Origin of the sequence: Micromonospora sp. BQ11 (assembly GCF_052068135.1) — a bacterium.
Classification (GTDB): Bacteria; Actinomycetota; Actinomycetes; order Mycobacteriales; family Micromonosporaceae; genus Micromonospora.
Window position 1 is genome coordinate 99,984 of the sequence record NZ_JBQHDB010000009.1, and the last position, 24,735, is coordinate 124,718.

General features: G+C 74.7%; 20 protein-coding genes. 13 read left to right on the forward strand and 7 right to left on the reverse strand.

The genetic code is table 11. The features are described 5' to 3' along the window. Window positions 1–16: 16 nt before the first annotated feature. The 4 genes from ACTMSW_RS19830 (at window position 17) to ACTMSW_RS19845 (ending at window position 3,515) form a co-directional block, all read left to right on the forward strand. Window positions 17–997 (forward strand): zinc-binding dehydrogenase, encoded by a 981-nt coding sequence (locus ACTMSW_RS19830; protein WP_441182118.1) that lies wholly within the window; start codon window positions 17–19, stop codon window positions 995–997. Between the two features lie 156 nt (window positions 998–1,153). Next, window positions 1,154–2,458, forward strand: a complete 1,305-nt coding sequence (gene paaK / locus ACTMSW_RS19835; RefSeq protein WP_441182119.1) for a phenylacetate--CoA ligase PaaK — start codon at window positions 1,154–1,156, stop codon at window positions 2,456–2,458. A 29-nt stretch (window positions 2,459–2,487) separates the two neighbouring features. After that, on the forward strand, window positions 2,488–2,862 hold the full coding sequence (gene paaI, locus ACTMSW_RS19840) for a hydroxyphenylacetyl-CoA thioesterase PaaI (RefSeq protein ID WP_441182288.1): 375 nt from the start codon (window positions 2,488–2,490) through the stop codon (window positions 2,860–2,862). An 86-nt stretch (window positions 2,863–2,948) separates the two neighbouring features. Continuing rightward, window positions 2,949–3,515: a dienelactone hydrolase family protein gene (locus ACTMSW_RS19845; RefSeq protein ID WP_441182120.1), complete on the forward strand. Its 567-nt coding sequence runs from the start codon at window positions 2,949–2,951 to the stop codon at window positions 3,513–3,515. A gap of 83 nt (window positions 3,516–3,598) precedes the next feature. On the opposite strand, the gene ACTMSW_RS19850 is transcribed toward ACTMSW_RS19845, so the two are convergent. Further along, complete coding sequence (locus ACTMSW_RS19850) at window positions 3,599–5,950, reverse strand: adenylate/guanylate cyclase domain-containing protein (RefSeq protein WP_441182121.1); 2,352 nt, start codon at window positions 5,948–5,950, stop codon at window positions 3,599–3,601. Between the two features lie 189 nt (window positions 5,951–6,139). Here ACTMSW_RS19850 and ACTMSW_RS19855 point away from each other — a divergent pair, with 189 nt between their 5' ends. The 5 genes from ACTMSW_RS19855 (at window position 6,140) to ACTMSW_RS19875 (ending at window position 14,648) form a co-directional block, all read left to right on the forward strand. Then, on the forward strand, window positions 6,140–9,043 hold the full coding sequence (locus ACTMSW_RS19855; protein ID WP_441182122.1) for a helix-turn-helix transcriptional regulator: 2,904 nt from the start codon (window positions 6,140–6,142) through the stop codon (window positions 9,041–9,043). Window positions 9,044–9,190: 147 nt separating this feature from the next. Beyond that, window positions 9,191–9,961, forward strand: coding sequence for a DUF5995 family protein (locus ACTMSW_RS19860; RefSeq protein ID WP_441182123.1), 771 nt, complete (start codon window positions 9,191–9,193; stop codon window positions 9,959–9,961). Window positions 9,962–10,417: 456 nt separating this feature from the next. Next, a complete protein-coding gene (locus ACTMSW_RS19865; protein ID WP_441182124.1) occupies window positions 10,418–10,819 on the forward strand; it encodes a hypothetical protein in 402 nt (133 codons plus the stop codon). Window positions 10,820–10,916: 97 nt separating this feature from the next. Then, window positions 10,917–13,010 (forward strand): amino acid transporter, encoded by a 2,094-nt coding sequence (locus tag ACTMSW_RS19870; protein ID WP_441182125.1) that lies wholly within the window; start codon window positions 10,917–10,919, stop codon window positions 13,008–13,010. Between the two features lie 165 nt (window positions 13,011–13,175). Further along, window positions 13,176–14,648, forward strand: a complete 1,473-nt coding sequence (locus tag ACTMSW_RS19875; protein WP_441182126.1) for a right-handed parallel beta-helix repeat-containing protein — start codon at window positions 13,176–13,178, stop codon at window positions 14,646–14,648. 248 nt (window positions 14,649–14,896) lie between these two features. Here ACTMSW_RS19875 and ACTMSW_RS19880 read toward each other — a convergent pair whose 3' ends face one another. Then, window positions 14,897–15,103 (reverse strand): hypothetical protein, encoded by a 207-nt coding sequence (locus ACTMSW_RS19880; RefSeq protein ID WP_441182127.1) that lies wholly within the window; start codon window positions 15,101–15,103, stop codon window positions 14,897–14,899. Window positions 15,104–15,289: 186 nt separating this feature from the next. Between ACTMSW_RS19880 and ACTMSW_RS19885 the strand changes: the two genes are divergently transcribed. Continuing rightward, complete coding sequence (locus ACTMSW_RS19885; protein ID WP_441182128.1) at window positions 15,290–16,117, forward strand: hypothetical protein; 828 nt, start codon at window positions 15,290–15,292, stop codon at window positions 16,115–16,117. A 27-nt stretch (window positions 16,118–16,144) separates the two neighbouring features. Here ACTMSW_RS19885 and ACTMSW_RS19890 read toward each other — a convergent pair whose 3' ends face one another. From ACTMSW_RS19890 to ACTMSW_RS19910, 5 genes are all read right to left on the reverse strand, one after another. Continuing rightward, window positions 16,145–17,344: a low temperature requirement protein A gene (locus tag ACTMSW_RS19890; protein ID WP_441182129.1), complete on the reverse strand. Its 1,200-nt coding sequence runs from the start codon at window positions 17,342–17,344 to the stop codon at window positions 16,145–16,147. Window positions 17,345–17,621: 277 nt separating this feature from the next. After that, window positions 17,622–18,761: a helix-hairpin-helix domain-containing protein gene (locus tag ACTMSW_RS19895; protein ID WP_441182130.1), complete on the reverse strand. Its 1,140-nt coding sequence runs from the start codon at window positions 18,759–18,761 to the stop codon at window positions 17,622–17,624. Window positions 18,762–19,010: 249 nt separating this feature from the next. Beyond that, window positions 19,011–20,360, reverse strand: a complete 1,350-nt coding sequence (locus ACTMSW_RS19900) for an FAD-dependent oxidoreductase (protein ID WP_441182131.1) — start codon at window positions 20,358–20,360, stop codon at window positions 19,011–19,013. A 15-nt stretch (window positions 20,361–20,375) separates the two neighbouring features. Continuing rightward, window positions 20,376–20,723 (reverse strand): TcmI family type II polyketide cyclase, encoded by a 348-nt coding sequence (locus ACTMSW_RS19905; protein ID WP_441182132.1) that lies wholly within the window; start codon window positions 20,721–20,723, stop codon window positions 20,376–20,378. A gap of 123 nt (window positions 20,724–20,846) precedes the next feature. Next, window positions 20,847–21,653, reverse strand: coding sequence for an AfsR/SARP family transcriptional regulator (locus ACTMSW_RS19910; RefSeq protein WP_441182133.1), 807 nt, complete (start codon window positions 21,651–21,653; stop codon window positions 20,847–20,849). Window positions 21,654–22,065: 412 nt separating this feature from the next. Between ACTMSW_RS19910 and ACTMSW_RS19915 the strand changes: the two genes are divergently transcribed. From ACTMSW_RS19915 to accB, 3 genes are all read left to right on the forward strand, one after another. Beyond that, a complete protein-coding gene (locus tag ACTMSW_RS19915) occupies window positions 22,066–22,404 on the forward strand; it encodes a TcmI family type II polyketide cyclase (protein WP_441182134.1) in 339 nt (112 codons plus the stop codon). Beyond that, a complete protein-coding gene (locus ACTMSW_RS19920) occupies window positions 22,401–24,143 on the forward strand; it encodes an acetyl-CoA carboxylase carboxyltransferase subunit alpha (protein WP_441182135.1) in 1,743 nt (580 codons plus the stop codon). The genes ACTMSW_RS19915 and ACTMSW_RS19920 overlap by 4 nt, the downstream gene beginning before the upstream one ends. Before the next feature lie 71 nt (window positions 24,144–24,214). Continuing rightward, on the forward strand, window positions 24,215–24,727 hold the full coding sequence (accB, locus tag ACTMSW_RS19925) for an acetyl-CoA carboxylase biotin carboxyl carrier protein (protein ID WP_441182289.1): 513 nt from the start codon (window positions 24,215–24,217) through the stop codon (window positions 24,725–24,727). The last annotated feature ends 8 nt before the right edge of the window (window positions 24,728–24,735 follow it).

The following is a 24,735-nucleotide window of genomic DNA, read 5'->3' on the forward strand; positions in this document are numbered from 1 at the left end:
CGACGAGGGACGACGAGTGACGGAGGGCGACATGCGGGTGATCGAGGTGGCGGCGTTCGGCGGGCCGGAGGTGCTGACCGTGGCGGAGGCGCCGGATCCGCGCCCCGGCCCGGGAGAGGCCCTGGTGGAGGTGGCCGCCGCCGACGTGCTCTGGGTGGAGACCATGATCCGGCAGGGTCACGGAGGGACGTACTTCCCGGTCGTGCCTCCGTACCGGCCGGGGGTCGGGGTGGCCGGGACGGTCGGCGCCGTCGGCTCGGGCGTCGACCGCCACTGGGTCGGCCGGCGGGTGGTGACCCGGACCGACGACCGCGGTGGCTACCTGGAGCGGGCCGTGGTGCCCGCGGAGGGGCTGGTGCCGGTGCCGGACGGGGTGTCGCTGACCGACGCGGCGGCCCTGCTGCACGACGGCGCCACCGCCTACGGCCTGCTCGACCTGGTGCCGGTGCGCCCCGGCGACCGGGTGCTGGTCACGGCGGCGGCCGGCGGCCTCGGGGCGCTGCTGGTCCAGGAGGCGCGCGCCGTCGGCGCCTTCGTCGTCGCGGCGGCCGGAAGTTCCGCGAAGCGGGACGCACTGCGGCGGTTCCGGCCCGACGCTGTGGTCGACTACACCGCGCCGGACTGGACCGCGCGGGTCCGGGCGGTCACCGACGGCGTGCACGTCGTCTTCGACGGCGCCGGCGGCGCGTACGGCCGGGCCGCCCTCGACGTGCTCCGCGACGGCGGGCGGTTCTCGGCCCACGGCACCCCGGCCGGGGAGTTCGCGGTGCCCGACGAAGCGGTGGCGACGGCCCGGCGGATCACGGTGACTGGCATCGGCGACCTCCGGTTCCCGCCGGATGAGGCCCGCCGGCACCTGCGCGCCGCACTGGACGCGGCGGCGGCCGGGCGGATCCGGCCCCTGGTCGGGCAGACCTTCCCCCTGGACCGGGCCGCTGACGCGCACCGCGCGCTCCAGGAGCGCACCGCCGTCGGCAAGGCGCTGCTCACCGTCTGACGGGGAGCGTCCGGGTCGGGCCCGCGCGCCGCACGAGGCGGGCGGGCCGGCACGGCCGCCGGTGGTGCCGCGACCCGGGCGGGCGTACGGTACCAAGATCGGCGAAGACACCGTGCTCCCGCCGACGAGGTCACCGTCACCGGCAGGAGGGCCGCCATGGAGGACCGGACGCCGCTCCCCGAGCACCTCGAACCGATCGAGCGGGCCGGCGTCGACGAGCTGCGCGCCCTGCAGCTCGACCGGCTGCGCTGGTCGCTGCGGCACGCGTACGACAACGTGCCGCACTACCGCCGGGCCTTCGAGGCCGCCGCGGTCCACCCCGACGACTGCCGGGACCTGGCCGACCTGGCCCGCTTTCCGTTCACCGGCAAGGCGGAGCTCCGGGACAACTACCCGTTCGGCATGTTCGCCGTGCCCCGGGAACGGATCGTGCGGCTGCACGCCTCGTCGGGCACCACCGGCCGACCCACCGTGGTCGGCTACACCACCGAGGACCTGCGTACCTGGGCCCGGTTGATGGCCCGCTCGATCCGCGCCTCCGGCGGGCGGCCCGGCGACCGGGTGCACGTCGCGTACGGGTATGGCCTGTTCACCGGCGGCCTCGGCGCCCACTACGGCGCCGAGGAACTGGGCTGCACCGTCATCCCCGTGTCCGGCGGGATGACCGAGCGGCAGGTGACCCTCATCCGGGACTTCGAACCCGAGGTCATCATGGTCACCCCCAGCTACATGCTGGCGATCGTGGACGAGATGGAGCGCCAGGGGATCGACCCGGCGGCCACCTCCCTGCGGGTGGGCATCTTCGGCGCGGAGCCGTGGACCGAGGACATGCGCCGCGAGATGGAACGCCGCCTGGATCTGCACGCGGTCGACATCTACGGCCTGTCGGAGGTGATGGGGCCGGGCGTGGCCAACGAGTGCGTGGAGACCAAGGACGGCCTGCACCTGTGGGAGGACCACTTCTATCCGGAGATCATCGATCCGGTGACCGGGGCGGTCCTGCCCGACGGGGAGCGGGGGGAGCTGGTCCTCACCTCGCTCACCAGGGAGGCGATGCCGGTCGTCCGCTACCGGACCCGCGACCTCACCCGACTGCTGCCGGGCACCGCGCGGCCCATGCGCCGGATCGAGAAGATCACCGGCCGGACCGACGACATGATGATCGTCCGGGGGGTGAACGTCTTCCCCACCCAGATCGAGGAGCTGATCCTGCGGATGCCGCAGCTCTCGCCGCACTTCCAGTGCGTCCTGGGCCGGCAGGGGCGGATGGACACGCTGACCGTCCGGGTGGAACGACGGTCCGGGGTGGACACCACCGGGGCCGAGGCCGCCGGCGCGCACCTGGCCGAGCTGGTCAAGAACTCCATCGGGGTGAGCGTGGTGGTCGAGGTGATCGCCCCGGACGGGGTGGAGCGGTCGATGGGCAAGATGCGGCGCATCGTGGACCGGCGGGACGGGTGACGGTGGGCGACCGCAACGCCGCGTACGACATGTTCGACGCCGACGCCGCCTCGCGCGGGCTCGGCATCGAGCTGGTGGAGGCCGCCGACGGGGCGGCGGTGGCCCGGATGCGGGTGACCGACGCGATGGTCAACGGCCACGCCATCGCACACGGCGGCTTCGTGTTCCTGCTCGCCGACACCGCCTTCGCGCTGGCCTGCAACAGCCACGGCCCGGTCACCGTCGCCGCCGGGGGCGAGATCACCTTCGTCCGGCCGGCCCGCGCCGGTGACCTGCTGGTCGCGCGCGCCGTCGAGCGCACCCGGTACGGCCGCAGCGGCATCTACGACGTCACCGTCACCCGGGGCGACGGCGAGGTGGTCGCCGAGTTCCGGGGCCGCAGCCGCACCCTGAACGGCGGCTGACCGCCCGCCGGCACGAGCTGACGTCGAGTGGCACGCGGGCGGTGTCGCGCCGGGTCTTCGTCGGTGGGCTGCGGCACGATGTCCCGATGGGACACGTCGTGCTCTTCCACACGGTCCACGGGCTGCGGCCCGCCGTCCACGCCGCCGCCGACCGGCTGCGCGCCGCCGGCCACCACGTGGTGACCCCGGACCTGTACGGGGTGCCGGCCACCGACACCGTCGACGAGGGCTTCGCGCTGTTCGACGCGATCGGCCACGACGTCGTGCTGGACCGGGCCCGGGCGGCGGTCCGGGAGTTGCCGCCCGACGTCGTGCTCGCCGGGGTGTCGATGGGCGCGGGGGTGGCCGGTGCCATGCTGGCCGAACGCCCCGGCGCCGCCGGCCTGCTCCTGCTGCACGGCTCCGGCGGCGCACCCGAGGAGGTCCGCCCGGGCCTGCGCGTCGAGCTGCACCTGGCCGACCCGGACGAGTGCGAGCCGGTGGACGAGCTGGACGAGTGGCGGCAGGCGATGACGGAGGCCGGTGCGGCGCTGGCGGTGCACCGCTACCCCGGCGCCGGGCACCTGTGGACCGACCCGGACTCACCCGACCACGACCCGGTCGCCGCCGAGGCCACCTGGACCCGCGTCCTGGCGTTCCTCGACACCCCCTGACGCGTTCCCGGTGATCGTTGACGCGCCAGCAGTCCGGTGACCGGCGTGTCGGACAGCTGGGGCGTCAACGATCACCGGCCATGTCAGGCGGCGGCCGGCCGTAACGGCACCGGACCCGGGACGACGTACCGGCGTCGGCCCCGGCCTCCGCTGGTCCACGCTCGACCGGCCGCCGGCGCGGCCCCCGGGCTCTCGTTCGGAGTGGACCGCTCCGCCTGTCCCGCCACCGGTGCGCGACCGGCCACCGCCACCGCGAGCGCCGGGGCCCCGGCCGGGCCGGCGAGGGCCGGCACGGTGACCGGGACGACGGCGGCAGGGGCCGGGACCGGGAGCGCGGCCAGGGGCGGGGCCGTGGCAGAGGCCGGAGCGGGCGTGGGAACCGGAACCAGGGGCGGGGCCGTGGCAGAGGCCGGAGCGGGCGTGGGAACCGGAACCAGGGCCGGGACCGCGGCGACCGGGGCAAGGGCCGAAGGTGGGAGCGCGGTCGGTCGACGGTCGTCGGTCGTCGCCACGGGAGCACGGGTGGCGAGGCGGGACGGCAGCAGGTGGGGGCTGCGCGGCTCCCGTACCGGGGTGGCCACCCGCGGCGCGGGAGCGTCGGCGAGCCGGGCGGCGAACGCGGCACGCGCCGCGCGGGTGAGCCGCTGATACGTGATCTGACGTACCACCGGGTCGACGAGGGTGTGCCCACCGGCGGGGCCGATCCGCAGCAGGCCGCCGGTGACCAGCGCGCGCAGCTCCGGAGCGGCTCGTCCCGGCGTCCAGCCGAGCAGGTGGTCCACCGTTGCGGCGGCGACCGGCGCGCCGACGGTGGCGGTGACCATCAGCACCGCGCGCTGCACGCCGTCCAGCCGGTCGAGCCCCGCGTCGACCGTCCGGCGGACCGCCTCGGGCACCGGCAGCCGTACCGGACCGGCGACACCCCCGGGCAGGCTCCCGCCGCCGGGCGACGTCACCGCCGCCAGCGGCGACGCCCCGTCGACCAGGGCGTCGACGTACGCGGCGACGCGACCGGGGTTGCCCGCCACCAGCGGCAGCAGCGCGTCGACCAGCGTCAGCGGCTGGCCGGCGTACGCGAGGCGGTGCCGCAGCAGCCGGCCGGTCTCCACCGCGCGCAGCGGGCGTAGGGGCAGCCGGCACCCCCGGCTTCCCGGCCCGGGCAGGGTGCCCGTCCACTGCGGAGCGTGCAGCGCCACCACGGCGAGCGGTACCGCCCGGGCGGTGGCCGCCTCGAACAGCCCGCGCAGGAAGCGACCCACCTCGCCGGCGGCCCGGTCGAGGTCGTCCACCGCCACCACCACGGGCTGCCGGGCGGCCACCGCCAGCAGCACCTCCTGCCAGACCGCCGCCCCCCGCAGCGCGGCGGTCGAGGTGTCCGGCCTGTCCAGGAGCCCTTCCAACGCGTACACCGCCTCGGTGCGGCGCGCCGCGGGAACCGCGTCGGCCAGGGCGGCGGTGAGCCGCCGCCGTACCACCGGGGGCCCGTCGGTGGCGCGGAGCCCGGCGAACGCGCGGACCTGGTCCGCGACGGGCGCCAGGGCCGGTTCCGGGGCGGGCGGGCAGAGCGCGACGCACCACCGCACCGGCGTCCCGTCCACGGTCGCGACCGCGCGGCGCAGCTCGTGCAGCAGCCGGCTGCGTCCGCTGCCGGCCGGACCGACCAGCGACACCCACCGCGGCCGGCGCTCCCGGACGGCGCGCAGCAGCAGCTCGCGGGCGCTGGCGAGATCGCGCCGACGCCCGACGAACGGCCCCGGGTGGCGGACCGGGGCCGGATCGCGCACGCCGTCGGCGTGCCACACGTCCAGCGGGAGCGCCTTGCCCGCGACGGCCACCGGCGGCACCCGACGCTGGTCGATCAGCCCCCGGGTGGCCCGGTGGGTGGCCGTGCAGAGCGCCACGCCCCCGGGCGGCGCGTACTCCTGCAGCCGCGCGGCCAGGGTGATCACCGCGCCGCTGGCCGCGCCGTGGCCGCCGTCGCGGGCGGCGGCGAGGTCCACCACCGCCTCACCGGTGGCCACCCCCACCCGTACCCGCAGTGCCGGAGCGTCGGCCAGCGGACGCCGGTCGAGCGCGCGCTGGATCTCCAGACCGGCCCGCACCGCACGGTACGCGTCGAACCCGTCGGACTCCCGGGCGCCGAACAGCGCCATGACCGCGTCGCCGATGTACTTCTCGACCACGCCCCGCCAGCGGACCAGCACCCCGCTCACGGTGTCGAAGTACGCGCGTTGCAGCCGCCGGACGTCCTCCGGGTCGAGCCGGTCGACAAGCGCGGTCGACCCGACGATGTCGGCGAACAGGACGGTGACCGTCCGTCTCTCCTCGGGCACCGGCCATCGTGGAACCTCCCACGCGAGGTCGAGGACGGGCACCGCGACGGTCCCGGTGCCCCGGCCGGCTTCCTGCCCCGGACCAGCAACGATGATCTGCATGGAGATCGCACCCGCCTTTCCCCCGTTGGCTGACGACCTCCGGAGACTGTCATCCGTGGGCCGACCGGGGATCGGCAGAACGACGTATGTCGTCTTGGCGCAACCTTTGGTCGCAATGTCGACGCGAGGAGTACCACAGGGCCGAAAGAGCTGTAGAGCGGTCCGGGGACCTGTGACTAGGCTGCGACCATGGCCAGCGATGTGGACGGTGCACCGCTCGTCGGCCGGGCCGACCTGGTGGCGGCCGTACGCGCGGCGCTGCTCGACGACGTCACCCAGGGAAACACCGCGGCGGTCTTCCTCACCGGTGAGAGCGGTGTGGGCAAGACCCGACTGCTGCGTGAGGTGGGTGCCCGGCTGCGCGACGGGGGCGCCCTGGTGCTCACCGGCACCTGCCTCGACATCGGCGACGCGTCGCCGCTGCATCCGCTGCTGGGGGCGTTACGCCGCTTCGACGCGGAGCTGACCACCTCGCACGCCCGGACCTCGTCGGCCGTACGCGGACTGCTCCAGATGTTCGCCAACGAGACGGCCGGGCCGGACGGCGCCGGCGCGTTGCTGGAGCGGGTTTCCCGGGGGCTGCACCTGATCGCCGAGGGCCGCCCGCTGGTGCTCGTCCTGGACGACCTCCAGTGGGTCGACCGGAGCACCCGGCAGCTGCTCCTCTATCTCCTCGCCGGCCTGGGCGACCTGCAACTGTCGGTGCTCGCGGCGGTGCGCGCCGAGTCGTTGCAGGGCGCGCACCCGCTGCGCCGCGTGCTGACCGAGCTGCGCCGGCTGCGGACCGTCCGGGTGCTCGACCTGGCCCCCCTGGACCGCGCCGGCACCGAGCAGCTCGCCGCCGCGATCGTCGGCCGGCCGTTGCCCTCCGAGGCCGCGGAGCAGGTCTGGCAGCGCAGCGGCGGCAACCCGTTCGTGGTGGAGGAGCTGGCCCGTGACGTCCGCGACGGCCGGGACGGGCTCTCCGACACGCTGCGCGAGATCTTCCTGTCCCGGGTGGACGCGCTGCCACAGCACGCCCACGCGGTCGTTCACGCCGTCGCCGCCGGCGTGGAGCCGGTGGCGCACTGGCTGCTCGCGAAGGTGGTGCGGCTGCCCGAGGACCAGCTGATCGAGGCGGTCCGGGCGGCGGTGGCGCACCGGCTGCTGGTCGGCGCGGACGACGGTTACCGCCTGCGGCACCGGCTCGTGGCCGAGGTGCTGGAGCACGAGCTGCTGCCCGCCGAGCGGGCGGCCCTGCACCGCCGGTACGCCGAGGCGCTGACCACGGCGCCGTCGGACCTGCACCAGGCCCGGCTGGCGTACCACTGGCGACTGGCCGGCGAACCCGCCCGGGCGTTGCCGGCGGCGGTGGCCGCTGCGGAGGAGGCGGAGCGGCTGCACGGCTACGCCGAGGCGCACCGGCACTGGTCGACCGCCTTGCAGCTGGCCGGCGCGACGACCGGCGGGCCGCCCGAGACGTACCGGGTGACCCTGCTGGAACGCGCCGCCGAGTCGGCCCACCACTGCGGTGAGCACGCGCGGGCGCTGACCCTGCTGGAGGAGCTGGCGGCCTCCGACGCCGGTCGGCCGGTGTGCGCACTGCACATCCGTCGGGCCCGTTATCTCGCGGCGGCCGGCCGGTCGGCCCTCGCCGAGGCCGAGTACCAGCGCGCTCTGGACGTCGCCGACTGCACGCCCCGGGAGCGGGCCACCGCCGCCGCGCACCTGGCCGAGCTGCTGCTGCACCTGGGGCGGTACGCCGACGCCGGTCACCGGGCCCGGGAGGCGCTCGAGCTGGCCGCGGCGGTGGAGGGCTCCACCAGCGAGGTGGTGCTGGCCAGCGCCGCGTTGGGCTTCTCCGAGGCGTACCTGGAGGACCCGGACGCGGGGCTGGCGGTGATGCGGCAGGCGCTGGAGACCGCCGAGCGCGCCGGCCGTCCGGAGGACGTGGCCTGCGCGTACCTGCACCTGGCGGAGTTGCTGACCGGCCCGCTGAACATCCTGGAGGAGGGTGTGGTGGTCGCCCGCCGGGGCGCCGAGCGGGTCGCCGAGCTGGGCCTGGGACGCACCTGGGAGACGCGGCTGCTGGCCATCGCCACGAACGGGCTGTTCCGGGTCGGCCAGTGGGCGGAGGCGGAGAAGGTCGTCGCGGCGGCGCTGCGCCACCGTCCGTCCGGCGCGGATGCCGTCGAGCTGCTGCTGGCCCGCTGCCGGTTGTCGGTGGGCTACGGCGACATCGAGGCCGCCGACCGGGACCTGGACGCGGTCGCCACGGTGCTCGCCGGTGGCGGTGCCCGGCACATGATCCCGCTGCTGACCCTGCGGGCCGGTCTGGCGATGTGGCAGGGCCGCCACGACGTGGCCCGGCAGGCGGTGCAGCGGGGCCTGACCGAGAGCCGCTCCGACGACGTGACGATCCTCGCGGCGCTGGTCTGGCACGGCCTGCGGGCAGAGGCCGAGGCGCACGCCAGCCGGACCGTGCCGGTCGACCAGACGGCGGTGCGGCGACTGCGCGAGGTCGCCGAGCGGGCGGCCCGCAAGAGCGCGCACGCGGCCCGGCCGGTGCGCAGCGTCGTCGACGGGTTCCTGGCGCTCTGCGCGGCCGAGGTGAGCCGGCTCGACGGCAGCGACCCGGACCTGTGGGCGCGATCGGTGGCCGAGTGGGACCGGCGCAACCATCCCTACCCGGCGGCCTACTCCCGGCTGCGGCAGGCCGAGGCGTTGCTGGCGAAGCGGAGCCGCAGCGCCACCGCGGCGAAGCTGCTGCGGCAGGCGTACCAGGTGGCGCAGGGCCTCGGCGCGGTGCCGCTGACGTCGGAGATCCGTACCCTCGCCGGTCGGGCCCGGGTGTCGCTGGAGGAGCGCGGCGCGTCCACCGGCGTGACCACGGAGGCCGGCGGGGCGGGCGCGGACGAGCTGGCGGTCCTCACGGCTCGGGAGCGTGAGGTGCTCGCCGCGGTGGCCGAGGGGTTGACCAACAAGGAGATCGGGCAGCGGCTGTTCATCAGCGAACGCACCATCGGCGTGCACGTCTCGCACATCTTCGACAAGCTCCAGGTCCGCACCCGCGTCCAGGCCAGCGCCATCTTCCTGCGCAACCGCCCGGCCTGACGCGCGACCCTCCACGGTCCCGCCGCGGGTTGCCGGTCGGTACGTATACGTCGTTCTACTGATCCGGCGGTCGGTCCTCGGCTGGAAGGCTGAGCAGCGTCGCCGACGGCACGGGGGTGCCGTGGAGCATCGTGTGGAGGAGTGACTATGTCCGAACCGGTCTGGGGTCCCGTGCACCGGGACATCGTCGACCTGCTGGCCGACCGGCCGGCGGACGTGCCGGCGGTGGTCGACCACCTCACCAAGCTCCAGGACCTGCTGGTCCGGCTGCCTCCGCTGGAGGAGAGCTGCCCGCTGGCCGACTTCAACCGGCTCTACCTGACGATCACCGAGAGCGTGCTGAACGGCCTGTACGACGACCGCTTCGCCGATCCGGTCTTCCTCTCCCGGCTGGACGTCGAGTTCGCCGCCCGCTACTTCGACGCGATGCGGCTGTGGACCGACGCCAACCCGGGCACGCCGCAGGCGTGGTCGTGCCTGTTCGAACGGATGAGCGGCCCGGACGCCCGTCCGCTGCCGTCGGCGGCGGCCGGCGTGAACGCGCACATCAACTACGATCTGCCGTTCGCCCTGGTCACGACCTTCGACAGCCTGGAGTCCGAGCCGGTCGACGGCACCGACCAGCACCGCGACTACCTGGAGATCAACAACATCTTCGCGGACAAGATCCCGGGTCTGCGGCGGGGCTACCTGGACCGGTGGCAGTTGCTGATCGACATGCTCAACGGCGACATCGACGACTGGTACCAGGGGGAACTGGTCGAGTACACGCGCGACGTCGCCTGGCGCAACGCGCAGCGGATCTGGCGGTGCCGGCACGACCCGGACGCCCACGAGTGCGAGCGCACGCGGCTGGACGACAACGCCGCGCGGCTCGGCCGGCTGCTGCTCTCGCCCCTCGGGGCGTTCCTGCAGTAGCCGGGACGGGGGGTCCCCGCGCTCCGGACGGGGCGGAGCGCGGGGACGCGTCCCGCAGGAACGACCGTGCGCCGCACGCGACGGTGCGGAGGAGACGGCCGGTGCCGCTGGGGGGTGGCGCCGGGTGTGGGGGAAAGGACCGGCGCCGGGGGGCGCCGGGCACAGGGGGAAGGGCCGGCGCCGTACGGGGGCGGTGCCGGCCCACCTCGGCCACGACGACGGGCCGGACGACGGGGAGGCGTCCGGCCCGTCGTCGTGGGCGCCCGAACCCGACGGGCGCGTACGCGGCGGGGGAGCGGGTCGATCCGTGGGGTGTCGACCGCTCGGGACCGGGTACGCGCGCGGCATGACGTACCCGTCGCGCCGGCCGGCCACCCGGCCCCGCCCCCGCCCCGCCGCCCGTCCCCGTCCCGCCCGTCCGGGCGACGCCCGCCGAGGTGGTCCCGGCGGCGGCCGGTGACCGGCGCCGCTCGGCGGTTCGCGTTCCGGTTCGACCCGCCGTTCCGTCCGCTGCTGGCCCTGCTCGGGGTGCGGCCGGAGACCGCCTGGGTGCGGGTGGACGCCGACGAGTTGCAGGTGCGGTTCGGGCCGTGGCGGCTGCGGACCCCGCGGGCCAACGTCACCGGCGTCGAGCAGAGCGGCCCGTACCGGTGGTGGCGGGCCATCGGTCCGCACCTGTCGCTGGCCGACGCCGGGGTCACCTTCGGCAGCAGCACCGCCGGGGGTCTGTGCGTCCGTTTCGCCGAGCCGGTGCCGGCCCTGCTGCCCGGGCGGTGGCCCCGGCACCCGGGCGCGACGCTGACCGTGGTCGACCCCGACGACCTGGGCCGCGCCCTGAACGGCCCGACGACCGGCTGAGCAGGGCCACCCGGGCCCGGCGTCGTTCGCCGTTCCGGCGGGGCGTGGTCGGCCGACGACCTACGGTCGGGGCAGGACGGCGCACGGGGGACGGGACATGGGTGACACGAACGCGGAACGACCGCGTCGGCTGCGGGGACGCCGCCGGCCACCGGCCGGACCGGGACCGGACCTGCGGGCGGCGCGGGACCCGACCCGATCCGGTGACCACGACAGGCGCCGCGGAGCCGTTCCGCCGTCGGTGGCGAGCCCGACCCGGGCCGGTCCGCCCCCCGGCCGGCTGAGCCGCTGGCTGTTCCTGCACCGGGTGCAGCCGGTGGGACCGGAGACCGAGGAGGGGCAGACCCGTACGCACCCGTGGTGGCAGGTCATGTGCCTGACCGGGGTGGACTACTTCTCCACGCTGTCCTACCTGCCGGGAATCGCCGCGGTGGCCGCCGGGGCGTTGTCGCCGCTGGCCACGCTGCTGATCGTCGCGCTGACCCTGTTCGGCATGCTGCCGATGTACCGGCGGGTGGCCCGGGAGAGCCCGCACGGGCAGGGCTCGGTGGCGATGCTGGAGCGCCTGCTGCCGTTCTGGCGGGGCAAGATCTTCGTCCTCGTCCTGCTCGGCTTCGTGGCGACCTCCTGGATCATCACGATCACCCTCTCCTCCGCCGACGCGACGGTGCACCTGCTGGAGAACCCGCTGCTGCCCGAGGGGGTGGGCGGTACCGCCCTCGCGGTCGGCGTGACGGTGGTCCTCCTGCTGATCCTGGGCGGGGTGTTCCTGCTCGGCTTCCGGGAGGCGGTGGTGGTGGCGATCCCGCTGGTCGCCGTGTTCCTCGCGCTGAACGCGGTGATCGTGGTGGTGTGCCTGGCGGCGATCGCCGGCGATCCGGGCACGATCGGCGGCTGGACCGACGCGCTGACCGCCGGCGGGAGCCCCGGGCAGGTCGCGCTGACCGCCGTGCTGGCCTTCCCGCTGCTGGTGCTGGGGCTGTCGGGCTTCGAGACCGGCGTCAGCATGATGCCGCTGGTCGCCGGGGCCGGCCCGGACCGGGAGGCCCGGCTGGCCGCCCGGATCCGCAACACCCGTCGGCTGCTCGCCACCGCCGCGTTGATCATGAGCGTCTACCTGGTCTCCACCACGTTCGTGACCACGGTGCTGATCCCCGCCGAGGAGTTCGCGCCCGGCGGGGCGGCGAACGGGCGGGCGCTGGCGTACCTCGCCCACGAGCGGGTCGGCGAGGGTTTCGGCACCGTGTACGACATCAGCAGCGTGCTGATCCTCTGGTTCGCCGGCGCGTCGGCCATGGCCGGCCTGATCAACATCGTGCCCCGCTACCTGCCCACCTACGGCATGGCGCCGGAGTGGGGGCGCGCGGTGCGACCGGTGGTGATCGTCTACACGCTGGTCAGCATCGCGATCACGGTCGTGTTCCGGGCGGACGTCAACGCGCAGGCCGGGGCGTACGCCACCGGGATCCTGGCGATGATGGTGTCGGCCGCGGTGGCGGTGACGATCTCCGCGGCGCGCGCCCGGCGGCGACGCGCCGTCGCCGGCTTCACCGTGCTCACCCTGGTGCTGGTGTACGCGCTGGCCGAGAACGTCGTGCGCAAGCCGGACGGGATCACGATCTCCGGCCTGTTCGTCCTGGGCATCGTCGCCGTCTCGCTGATCTCCCGTGTCACCCGGACCACCGAGCTGCGCGCCGACCGGATCGAGTTCGACGAGCAGGCGCGACGGTTTCTCGACGAGTCACTGGCCCACGACGGGCGGCTGCACCTGATCGCGCACAAGCCGGCCGGGAACGCGTGGAAGGTGTACACGGTCAAGGAGCGCACCCAGCGCGGGATGAACCCGGTGCCCGGCGCGGCCGACGTGCTCTTCCTGGAGATCGAGGTGGTCGACCCGTCGGAGTTCAGCCAGGTGCTCCACGTCCGCGGCGTCGAGGTGGGCGGCTTCCGGGTGCTGCGGGCCGACAGCCCGGCCGTGCCGAACGCCATCGCGGCGATCCTGCTGGCGCTGCGGGACGTGACCGGTGTCCGGCCGCACGCCCACTTCGAGTGGTCGGAGGGCAGTCCGGTCGCCCACCTGTTGCGGTACCTGATCCTCGGCCGGGGCGACACGCCACCGGTGGTCCGCGAGATCATCCGGCGCAGCGAGCCGGACCCGGCCCGGCGCCCGGGGATCCACGTCGGCGGCTGACCGTCGCGGCGGCCCCGTCCCGCCTCTCCCGAGCGCGAAAGTGTCATTTATTCACTTACGCGAAACCTGCTCACTTTGTGTCCGTACCGTGGCATTCGGTGGCGATCGTCGGCCACTCCGCGCCCGGCACCGGCGCGGTGTCGACAGGCACGAGGAGAGGCAGGAATGGCGATGTTCATATCTGACGACCGACCGGCGACCCGTCGCAGGCGACGCTCCCGGTGGTTCGTGGCGGGGGGCCTGGCCGCCGGCAGCCTGGTGGTCGGCTCGGCCGGACTGGCCGGGGTGGCCGCGGCGGAACGGCCCGCCGCGGACTGGCCGTCCGTGGCGTCGTTCGGCGCCGACGGGCACCGCGACGACGGAGGCGGCAAGGGCCGGGATCACGGCTACGACGGCCGCGGCGCGATCAACGTGCCGTGCGACGAGAAGAAACTGATCTCCGCGCTGGCCTACGCCAACGCCGAGGGAGGTGCGCACCTGCGGCTGGCCCCGAAGTGCCGGTACGTCCTCACCGAGGCTCTCGACGAGAAGGACGAGTACGACGGCGGGATCCGGGACGCCCGCGAGACGGCGGACAGCGCGGAGAACCCGGGCGACGTCGAGGCCCCGCCGCGCGACCCGAAGGCGGACCGGTCCGGCCTGCCGTTCGTCTACCACCCGATCACGATCGACGGCCGGGGCGCCACCATCGCCCGCGCCAAGGGCACCGAGCCGTTCCGGTTGCTGACCGTCCGCGACGGCGGCGAGCTGACCCTGCGCGACGTGACCCTCGCCAACGGGCGGTCCATCGCCGAGGGCGGCAGCCTGTACGTCGTGCACGGCGCCTCGGCGACCATCGAGCACGTCACCGTCGTGGGCAACACCTCGCTCTCCGCCGACGGCGGTGGGGGCGGCATGTACAACGACGGCAACATGGTGGTGCGGGACAGCACGTTCGTCGACAACCACGCCGAGGGCACCGCGGGCAAGGGCGGGGGCCTGCTCAACGGTGGGGTGATGACCGTGCGCTCCTCGACGTTCAAGGACAACAGCGCGGTCGCGTACGGTGGCGGGTTCGGCAACTACCGGGGTGCGGCGCAGGTCAACGACAGCACCTTCGCGCACAACACCGCGGGACAGGGCGGCGGCGTGGCCAGCTACTCGGCCCGCACCCGGGTCGCCGACAGCAAGGTGCTCGGCAACACCGCCGAGGTCGGTGGCGGCATCGCCGACTCCGACGCGCTGATCTTCCTCAGCGGCATGGAGATCCGGGGCAACACGGCTACCAAGAACGGCGGTGGCATCTACGTCTTCCAGGGCCTGCTGCCGCTGGACGACAGCACCGTGCAGGACAACACCGCCCTGGGCGACGGGGGCGGCATCTACGCCGAGAAGTCGAACGTGCTGGTGCGACGCAGCGCCGTCAAGTACAACGCCGCGGTCGAGCCGGAGTCGCAGGGCGGCGGCATCTACGCAACGCTGGGGCAGCTCTCGCTGTTCAAGAGCGCCGTGGTCGGCAACAGGTCCACGCTGGAGCCCGGGGGCGTCTTCGCCGACAAGGCTCGGGTGAAGGTCGACGACGAGAGCCACATCGTGAAGAACCGGCCCACGAACTGCGCCGGCAGCACGGTCCCGGTTCCGAACTGCGCCGACTACTAGGCCGCCACGCAAGCGCGGCGCCCACGTCGAAGAACGCACGTCCGGCCCGTCCGTGACGACCCAGGGTCGTCACGGACGGGCCGGACCATGTGGCAAGCGTCCGGGCAGCCAAGCCCAGCCTCCTAGGATGCCCTACCTAGTGCGACACCCGTCGCAGTACCCGACACACGACCACCGGGTCGGAGGCTGACCCCGGACAGGGAACGGCCCGCGCCGGGGATGGGCGCGGGCCGGCGAGCAGAGATGTCCTATTCGGACGGCTGGGGGAGTTCGCAGTCCACCTTCGGGTTGGCGCCGATGTAGTTCAGCGGTCCGGCCACGATGGTCACCAGGATGGTGCCGGCCTCCGCGCAGTTCGTGTCGTCGTTGCCGAAGTATCCGCGCTGACCTGCGGCGATTGCACCGATCAGCAGCCAGATCACGACCAGGACTCCGAATATCGAGGTGCCGCGCATCGTACGCCTCCAGGGGTTGTGGTGGTTCGAGGTGCAGGCGATGTACCCAGTCGGCGCTCGCCGCTAACGGTCACGGCGTCGTCCCCGGTCAGCCGGACGCGAAGACGTCGCTATCGGATCCGCGACGAAGGACGGGCTCGCGGGACAGTACGGGCGTACAACTGTGGGGCACGCGCAGGAGGACTGATGGACGCCCCGACACCGCACCTGTACCTCGACCGTCGCGCGGACGTCGCGGCGGCGGCCCGCGCGCTGGCCGGGGGAGCGGTGGTCGTCACCGCCTTCGCCAACATGTACGCGCTGGTGAGCCGGCCGGATGCCGCCACCGTCCGCCGGGTCAACCTGGCCAAGGGGCGCCCCGCCGAGCAGACCGGCAGCGTCACCGCCCTCGCCGGTCGGATTCCCGGGCTGTTCGACTGGACGCGGGTGCCGCACCGGCTGCCGGTGGGCCGGGTGCGGCAGTTGATGGACGGCCTGTTCGGGCTCGGCCCGTTCGGCTTCCGGGGCCCGGCGGCCGACCGGCTGCCCGGCCACCTCACCTCGGACGACCAGGGCGTGCGTACCACGCAGGTCATCGCGCCGGGACCGGTTTGCCCGTCGAACGCGTTCCTCGACCGGGCGCTGGCCGAGACCGGGCTGGACTATCTGCACATCACATCGGCGAACCGTTCCCGACACCGCACCGGCGCGCCGGACGAGCCGGCGCACTGGAAGGCCGGCGGGGTCCTGGCCGACCTCGGTCACCTCGACGACCTGGTGCTGCTCGCACATCCGGACGAGGCGGCGGCGCGGGCCGCGTACCCCCGGCACCTGCCCACGTCGGTCACCCTGCTGTCCTTCCACGCCCCCGAAGGCGACCCGGAGGATCCTCCGGTGCTCACCGTGGACCGGCACGGGTCGCTGCACGTCGACGACGTGCGCCGGGCCGCCGCGCCACTCGGCCTCCAGGTGCGGCTCGGTGCCACCGCCGGGCAGCGTCTCCAGGCGCGCGGGTACGCCGGCGCGCTGGTCTGACCTGTCCGGCGCGGTGGGGGCCGGAGGTCAGTGCGGTGGGAGGGGTTCCTCCGGCGGGCGGCCCCAGCTGCGGCGCGCGTCGGCGATCGCCACACCGGCGAGGACCAGCATGGCGGCGAGCGCGGCGGTCCACGGTGGTAGGAACAGCACCGCCGGCGCGACGGTGAGCAGGGCGAGCAGCCCGCCGGGACGGGACAGCGAGACGCGGCTGAACACCTCGTACTCGAAGAGCGCGCGACCGACCAGGAACAGCGCCGGCCCGCCGAGGATGACCGCCGCCCACGCCGGTGGGGTCCGACCCCCGGGGTGGTGCAGCAGCAGGTCGAAGCCGGCGGCGGTGGTCACCACGCCGGCGACCATGAGCAGGTGGGTGTACGGGGCGGTGTGCAGGAACCGGCTCGGCTGCCGTGAGGTGGCGATGGCCAGGGGCAGCAGCTCGCCGGACTTGTGGACGTAGATCCGCCAGAGCAGCAGCGTGGTGCAGAAGGCCGCGGTGAAGGCCGCGACGTTCTCCGCCTCGGAGTGGTCCAGGCTGAACATCGTGCCGATGGTCAGGATGGCGTCGCCGAGGGCGATGATGAAGAACTGCTGGTAACGCTCGGACAGGTGCTCGGCGGTGACGCTGCGCTGCGCCTCCGGCACCACGCCCAGGCCGGGGACCGGGTACGCCAGCCGGAAGCCCAGGTAGTCGATGGACAGGGCGAGCCCCCACAGGGCCAGCCGCCCGTCGCCGGAGACGAAGGCGCCGCCGATCCACGGCACCGCGGACACGGCGAACCAGATGAAGATGCGGGCCGCGCGTCGCTGGGTCTGCGGGTCGTGCCGGACCCTCGGCATGAGGAACAGGCCGCGGCCCAGGTGGATGGCGACGTACGTGCCGGCGAAGATGAGGCCGCGCGCGCCGAACGCCTCGGGGATGGCGGTGGTCATCAGCAGTGCCCCGAACATGACCGCGGTGATCAGTAGCTTGATCTCCGGGTGTTCGGGGTTGTACATGTCGGTGACCAGGGTGGTGATCGCCCAGGTCCACCAGAGCGCGGCGAGCAGGACCAGCGCCTCGGCGGCACGGTGCCAGTCCAGGTCGACGACCATGCCCCGCGAGATCAGCGCGAGCGCCACCACGTAGACGAGGTCGAAGAAGAGTTCGAGCAGGGTCACCCGACGGGGCGACTCCTCGTCCCGCAGGGGAGGCCGGCGCGGGCCGGACCCCGGCGGGGACGAGGACACGGGCGGCTCCTGCGGGACCGGAACGGTTGATCGACGCGGCGGGCCGTCCGGCCCTGCCTCGACGGTAACCGCCTGTTGTCCGCTATGTACCGCTTTCCACCCGCGGCTGAGGAGTAAGGAAGGGCCCCCCGTTAACGCCTCCGGTAGAGGAAGGGCCCCTTCTTAACGCACGTGCAGGATCGTCGGAGCGGGTGGCAACGCCCGCGAAGGGTCCGAGCCGGGTGGCTACGCACGCGACGGGGGTCCGAGCCGGTGGCTCGGACCCCCGTCGTCCGGGTCAGGCGTCGGTGCCGCCGGGCAGTACGGCGGCCGCGTCCGGCGCGCCCGCGAGCACCTTCGCCTGCTGCGGCCAGCTCGCCAGGCCCGGGGCGGACCGCAGCCCGGCCGAGCGGACCATCTCGCGCAGCGCGGCCTCGTCGAGCTCGGCCAGCTGCCGGTACGTGCGGATGCCCGCCGCCTGCAGCGCCGCGGCGATCTTCGGGCCGACGCCCTGGATCCGACGGAAGTCGTCCGCGCCGTCCGCGCCAGCCGTCGGCCGTACCGGAGGGGTGGCCACCTCGGCCCGGGGCGCCGGCACGGACGCGGCCGGCACGGACGCGGCCGGCACGGACGCGGCCGGCACCGACGCGGCCGGCACCGACGGCTCGTCGTCCGCAGCCGCCGGCGTGGGCAGCGTGTCGGGGGTCGTCGCCGGTTCGTCGGTGGCGTCGGCTGCGACCGGCGTGGGCAGCGCGTCGGTCGAGGTGTCGGCGGTGGCCGGGCTGTCGGTGGCCTCGGCCGTAACCGGCGTGAGGGGCTCGTCGGTCGAGGTGTCGGCGGTGGCCGGGCTGTCGGTGGCCTCGGCGGTAACCGGCGTGGGCAGCGCGTCGGTCGTCGTCGGGCTGTCGGTGGCGTCGGCCGCGACCGGCGTGGGCACCTCGTCGGTGTGGTCGGTGGTGGCCGGCGTCGTCTCGACGGGACCGGTCACACCGGCGGCGACCGGAAGCACCATCTCGGTGTCCCGGCCGGCGGAGTCGATCGGCGGGGCGGGCGGAACCTCGTCCCGGGGGGCCGGCACCGGGTCGCCGGTCAGCACCATGTCGGCGGGGTCGACGTCGCTGGCGGGGGTGTCGGCGGAAGCGGGGCGGTCGCCGGTGGGAGCCGGGCGGTCCTCGGCGAGGGCGTCGCCGGGCACCGGGTGGTCGGCGACCGCGGTGGGCGCCGGGTCGACGGTCGCCTCGGGGCGTACGTCGTCGACGGTGGCCGTCGGCGCCGGGGTGGTCACCACGGCGGCCACCGGGTCGCGGTCACCCTCCACGATGGGCGCGGTGTGCCCGGCGGCGGCGGCGTTACGGCGGTCGCGCAGCGCCCAGCCGGCCACCGCGCCCACGGCAAGTGCCACGATCAGTATCAGCCAGTGCCCGAGTGACCACGCCACGGCGGACCTCCCTATCGGTCGGATCGGAGAAGATTTCGAAAAAACTCGGGCGCAGCTTCGCACACGCCCGCGCGGGACGACAGCCAGCCTCCACCCGGACCTCCGCAGCTGGGACGTGGTCTACCCGGGGTGGTCGTCGGACGACGCACGGTCGTGCCCGCGCCACGGTCGCGCCCGTACGGCGTCGACCCCGGCGCCGGGGCGTCGGGGTCGACGGTGGATGGTGCGGCCGGTGGCCCGCAGACCGCGTCAGTCCTCCTCGCCGCGGTAGGTGTAGAAGTCGTCGACGAACCTGCGGGCCAACCGTGGCACCCGGCTGGTGACACCGAAGTAGCCCCGCGCGCCGAGCAGCGCGAGCCGCCCGACCACCGGCTTGTACATCCGGTCGTCGCCGTTGGTGCCACTGCGGTTGAGCGAGTCGGCGACCCGCGCGAATCCGTACGGCAGCATGGCGGCCTCGTAGTCGGCCACCGCCTCGACGAGCGTCTTGTCGCCGGCCACCGCGAGGCGCAGGTGGCGGCAGAGCAGCGCCGCGTCGCGCAGGGCGGTGTTCGCGCCGACGCCGCGGCCGGGTGTCATGGTGTGGATGGCGTCGCCGAGCAGCGTGACGGTACTGCTCTTCCAGGGCGGGACGGGTTCGCTGGTGGTCACCCGGATCGGCAGGGCGCTGCCGGGCTCTGCGCGGGCGAGCAGCTCACGGAGGTTCGGGTGCCAGTTGCGGGTCAGTCGCAGGGCGAGCTGGATCAGCTCCTCGCCGCGCAGGTGCATGACGTCGGCCGGGAAGCGGCGGGCGGTGCTCCAGACGATGAGGTTGATGTTGTCGCGGGTCGGGTCGTGGGCCCGGCCGGGCCATTGCCGGAGCAGGTCGGCGTCGGCGGGCGCCACGCCGGGCTTGAGGGCGCCGTCGCGGTCCCAGGGGAACTCCATGACGTGCAGCACGCCCATCATGCCTCCGGTGCCGAAGATCAGCGAGATGCCCTTCTCCACCCGCTCGGGCAGCAGCCTGCGGGTGTGTGGGGTGAGCGGGATGCGGGTGGCGATGTTGATGGTGCCGGCGTCCCGGGTGACCGCGTGCGGCAGGTACTGGCGGCGTACCGCGGAGTGCGTGCCGTCGGCCGCCACCAGCAGGTCGCCGGTGGCGGTGGTGCCGTCGGCGAAGTGCGCGGTGACGGTGCCGTCGTCGCGCTGCTCGTACCGGATGAACTCCTGGTCGAAGCGCACCACGTCCTCCATGCCGGTGAGCAGGACCTGGCGCAGTGTCATCCGGGCCACCGAGCGTTCGGTGTTCACCGGGTCGGTGTCCGGCCGCAGGGTGAACGACGCCGTGCGGCGCATCCGCTGGGTGAGCACGTTGAAGTAGCGGGGTGACCGGGCGCAGGTGGCGAGGAAGACGTCGAACAGCTCCGGCGGCAGACATTCGCGCAGCGCGCGGCTGCCGGTCGGGCCGATGCCCACCCGGTAGCCGAGCAGGCCCTCGCCGCGGGTGCGGTAGCGCTCGTGGACCGACACGCGTATCCCGGCCCGGCGCAGGCCGTGCGCCAGGCACAGACCACCGGTGCCCGCGCCGATGACGATCACGTGCGGGGGTCGATCGGTCATGGCGATCTCCCGAGGTCAGCCGGCGGCGTGCGGTGTCGGCGCGTCGGCGGCGTCCCAGCGGTAGAAGCAGCCGGCGATCGCGTCCCGGGGTGAGCGCCAGGTCGGCAGGTACGGCGTGGTGTGCGCGGAGAGCCGTTCGTTGACCCGCAGGTACAACGGGTGGTTCCGGGCGCCGGCCAGCGCGTCCGGGTCCACGTCCCCGGTCTCCATCAGGTGGACGCACAGGTCGTGCAGGCAGTACAGGGAGCGGTGCCGGACGCCGGTCAGGGCGGGCAGTTCGGTGGCGTCGGACTCGGCGAAGATCTGCGCGACGCGACCCTCCGACCCCGGGATGATCCTGCTGACGATCAGTAGACGGCTCATGGGACTCCTCTCGCCGGTTGCCCTTCCTCGACCAGGTCGGACACCACGTGGTGCGGTGCGTTCACGCTGACCGATGGACTGTCACATGGCCGTCACGCGTACGGCCCGGGTGGTGACGGGTGGTCAGTGGGCGCGCGGCGGCGCACGGTGCGCGAGCGACCGGCGCTGCTGCTCGGCGTCCCGGCTGGCGTGCCGGATGGGTGCGAGGGTGTCGTCGAGGAGTGCGGTCATCGCGGCCGACGGTTCCAGCCGCAGCTCCCGCAGCAGCAGGTCCCGGTAGACGTAGAAGGCGTGCACCGCCTCGAACGCGTTGCCCTCGGCGAGGTGGATGCGGACCACCAGCCGGTGCGGCGTCTCCCGCAGCGGTTCCGCCGCCAGCGCCTCCAGGGCGGCCTCCAGCGCCTCGCCGTGCCGGCCCGCCGCGAGGTGCTGATCGGCCAGTTCCTCCAGCATGTGCAGCCGGAGCTGGCGCAGGCGTTCCCGCTCGGCGAGCACCCAGTCCTCGTACCAACCGGGCAGCAGGTCGTGGCGGCCGGCTTCCAGCGCGGCGGCGGTGCACGGGTCGGCGCCGTCGCGCACCCGGGCGGCCGTGCCGACCAGCGCGTCGACGTCGACCGCGACCAGGGGTCCCAGCCGGACGGTGTCGCCGACGGTGCTCACCGGGCAGCAGGGGTCCTGGCGCAGCCGCCACAGTGCGGTGCGCAGTGAGGACAGGGCCCGTTCCTCCGACGCCTCCGGCCACAGCAGTCCGGCCAGGTGGCTGCGGGTGGCGCCGGGACGTAGCCCGATCAGCGCGAGCACCCGTTGCAGGCCGCGCGGCACCACCACCGCGACGTCGCCGTGCAGCAGACGGAACCCGCCCAGCAGGTGCAGGGAGATCGGAGCGTGGGGGCGGGCCCCCGTGGTCGGCATGGGCGGTTCGGCGGTCACGCGGCACCCCCTGCGGAAGGCTCGGCGGAGACTCCTCGACTGTGTCCCCGGCGCGGCTGCCCATGACCGCACTGTCGGAAGGCTGAGCCGCGGCTCGGCGCCACGCGCCGTGGTCGCCGGACTGACCTTGACGAAGATTATCAATCGTGATGACTCTCGGTCAACGGAGCGTGCCACCGCTGCGGGGCCTGGTCGAACCGCGAAAACCCTTCTGAACTGGTAAGAGATGCGCAGGTCCAAAGCCGGTCCACAGCGGATACACAGTTAGCGTCAACGCACCGTCACCAAAGCGGAGCCGCGCGGCCCCGTCGTTGACGCCGCCGTGACGCGCCCGTCCGCATCGTGTCGGCAGTCGTCCAGCTCGGTCGGCGCCGGCGTGAGGAACGCCCGACGCCTGAGGGGAGGCCCATTCATGGACCGTTCGTTGATCGTCGCGAAGGTCGACCCGACCGCCGAGGCGCGGGTCGCGGAGATCTTCGCCCAGTCCGATGCGACCGAGCTGCCGCACCTTGCCGGTGTGCGCCACCGGTCGCTGTACCGGCTGCACGATCTCTACGTACACCTGCTGGAGACGGAGCTGCCGGGGGAGGGCGCGGTGGCGGCGGCCCGGCAGCACCCCGAGTTCGACCGGGTCAGTGCGGCGCTGCGCCCGTACGTCTCGCCGTACCTGCCGACGTGGCGGGAACCCCGCGACGCGATGGCCCGCTGCTTCTACCGCTTCGACGCCGCGCCCACCGGACGACGGCCGTGACCGCCACCGCGCCCCAGGGGCAGCTCTGGGCCCGCTGCGCGGGCTGCTCCAGCCTGCTCTACCGCAAGCGGCTGCGCCGCAACCTCGACGTCTGTCCCGAGTGCGGTACGCACGCCCGGCTCGACGCGCACGCCCGCCTGGCCCAGATGGTCGACCCCGACTCGTTCACCGCCCTGCCCGACGGTCCGGCCGAGACCGATCCGATCGGATTCGTCGACGTGCTGCCCTACCCGCACCGGCTCAGCGCCGCGCGTGCGGCCACCGGCCTGTCGGAGGCGGTGGTGTGCGGCACCGCGCAGATCGGCGGGCACCCCTGCGCCGTGGCCGTGATGGACTTCCGCTTCCTCGGCGGCAGCCTCGGGTGCGCGGTCGGTGAGCTGGTCACGCGGACCGCCGAGCGGGCGCTGGACGACGGCGTCCCGCTGGTGCTGGTCACCGCCTCCGGCGGCGCCCGGATGCAGGAGGGCGCCCTGTCGCTGATGCAGATGGCCACGGTCAGCCAGGCGGTCGCCGGGCTGCGCGAGGCGGGCCTGCTCAGCGTCAGCGTCCTCACCGACCCCACGTACGGCGGCGTGGCCGCCTCCTTCGCCACCAACACCGACGTGGTCCTCGCCGAGAGCGGGGCGCGGATGGGCTTCGCCGGTCCCCGGGTGATCCGGCAGGTCACCGGCCGGGACCTGCCCGAGGGCTTCCAGACCGCCGAGTTCCTGCTCCGGCACGGTCAGGTCGACATGGTGGTGCCCCGGCACGCCCTGCGCGCCCGACTGGTGGCGCTGCTCGCCGCCGCGCGCGCCGGCCGCCGACCGGCGGCGCGTCCCGGCGTACCCCGGCAGGAGCCGCCGGCGGCCGGCGGCGCGGGACCGGCGCGGGTGCCGGCGGCCCGGACGTCGCCGGTGGTCGAACGACCGACGGCCGGCGGCGAAGGCGACGCCTGGGAGACGGTACGGCTGGCGCGACACCCCGGGCGGCCGACCACGCTGGACTACCTGGAGACCGCCTTCGACGGTTTCGTGGAGCTGCACGGCGACCGGCTCGGCGCCGACTGCCCGGCGGTGGTCGGCGGCCTCGCCCGGCTCGACGGCCGGCCGCTGATGGTGGTGGGGCACCAGAAGGGACACACCACCGCCGAGCTGGTGGCGCGCAACTTCGGCATGGCCAGTCCCGCCGGGCACCGCAAGGCGCTGCGGCTGATGCGCCTGGCCGCGCGCCTCGGCCTGCCGGTGGTGACCCTGGTGGACACGCCGGGCGCCGATCCCGGCGTGGCCGCCGAGGAGCAGGGCCAGGCGGCGGCGATCGCGGAGAACATCCTCGCCCTGACCGTGCTGCCCACCCCGGTCGTCACGGTCGTCACCGGCGAGGGCGGCAGCGGCGGCGCGCTGGCCCTGGCGGTGGCCGACCGGGTGCTGATGCTGCGGCACGCCGTCTACTCGGTGATCAGCCCCGAGGGCTGCGCGGCGATCCTCTGGCCGGACCGGTCGGCGGCCCCGCAGGCGGCCCGCGCGCTGCGGCTGACCGCCCCCGACCTGCACCGCCTCGGGATCGCCGACGAGGTCGTGGCCGAGCCGGAGCCGGCCGCGCACGCCGACCCGGCGGCGGCCGCGCGGGCGCTGCGCGAGGCCGTCCTGGCCAACCTGCTGCCGCTGCTCGACGTGCCGCCTCCGACGCTGGTGCGGCGACGGCGGCAGCGCTTCCGCCGCTTCGGCGTCACCCGCGGCGCGGCCCGGGCGGGTGCCCGGTGAGCGCCCGCACGGACACCGCGCCGGCGGGCAACGGTGCGCCGCCGGCCGGCGGCGGGCAGCCGGCGCCCGACGTGCCGCGCGTCCCGCACGGTCCCGCCGCGAGCGACGCCGGGGAACCGGCGGACGCCGTGCTGGCCGGGCTGCGCCGGCACGTGCGGCACCTGGTCGCCGAGCTGCCCGGGCCGGTACGCCGGGTGCTCCTGCGCGCCGGTGACAGCATGCTGGAGGTGGAGTGGCACGACGCCGCCGCACCCGCCGGGCCCGGCTCCGCGCCCCCGGCGCCGCCGACCGTCGTGCCACCCGCACCCCGGCCGGCGCCCCCCGCCGCGGCGGAGCCGGTCCACCGTCTCACGGTGCGCTCGCCCATCGTCGGCACCTTCTACCGGGCGCCCGATCCGGGGGCCGCGCCCTTCGTCGCCGTCGGCGACGTGGTCCGCCCCGGTCAGGTCATCGGGATCGTCGAGGCGATGAAGCTCATGAACGAGGTCACCGCCGACCGCGCGGGCCGGGTGGTCGAGGTGCTGGCCGACGACGGCCAGCCGGTCGAGTACGACCAGCCGCTGCTCGCGCTGGACCCGGCCTGAGGCGGGGG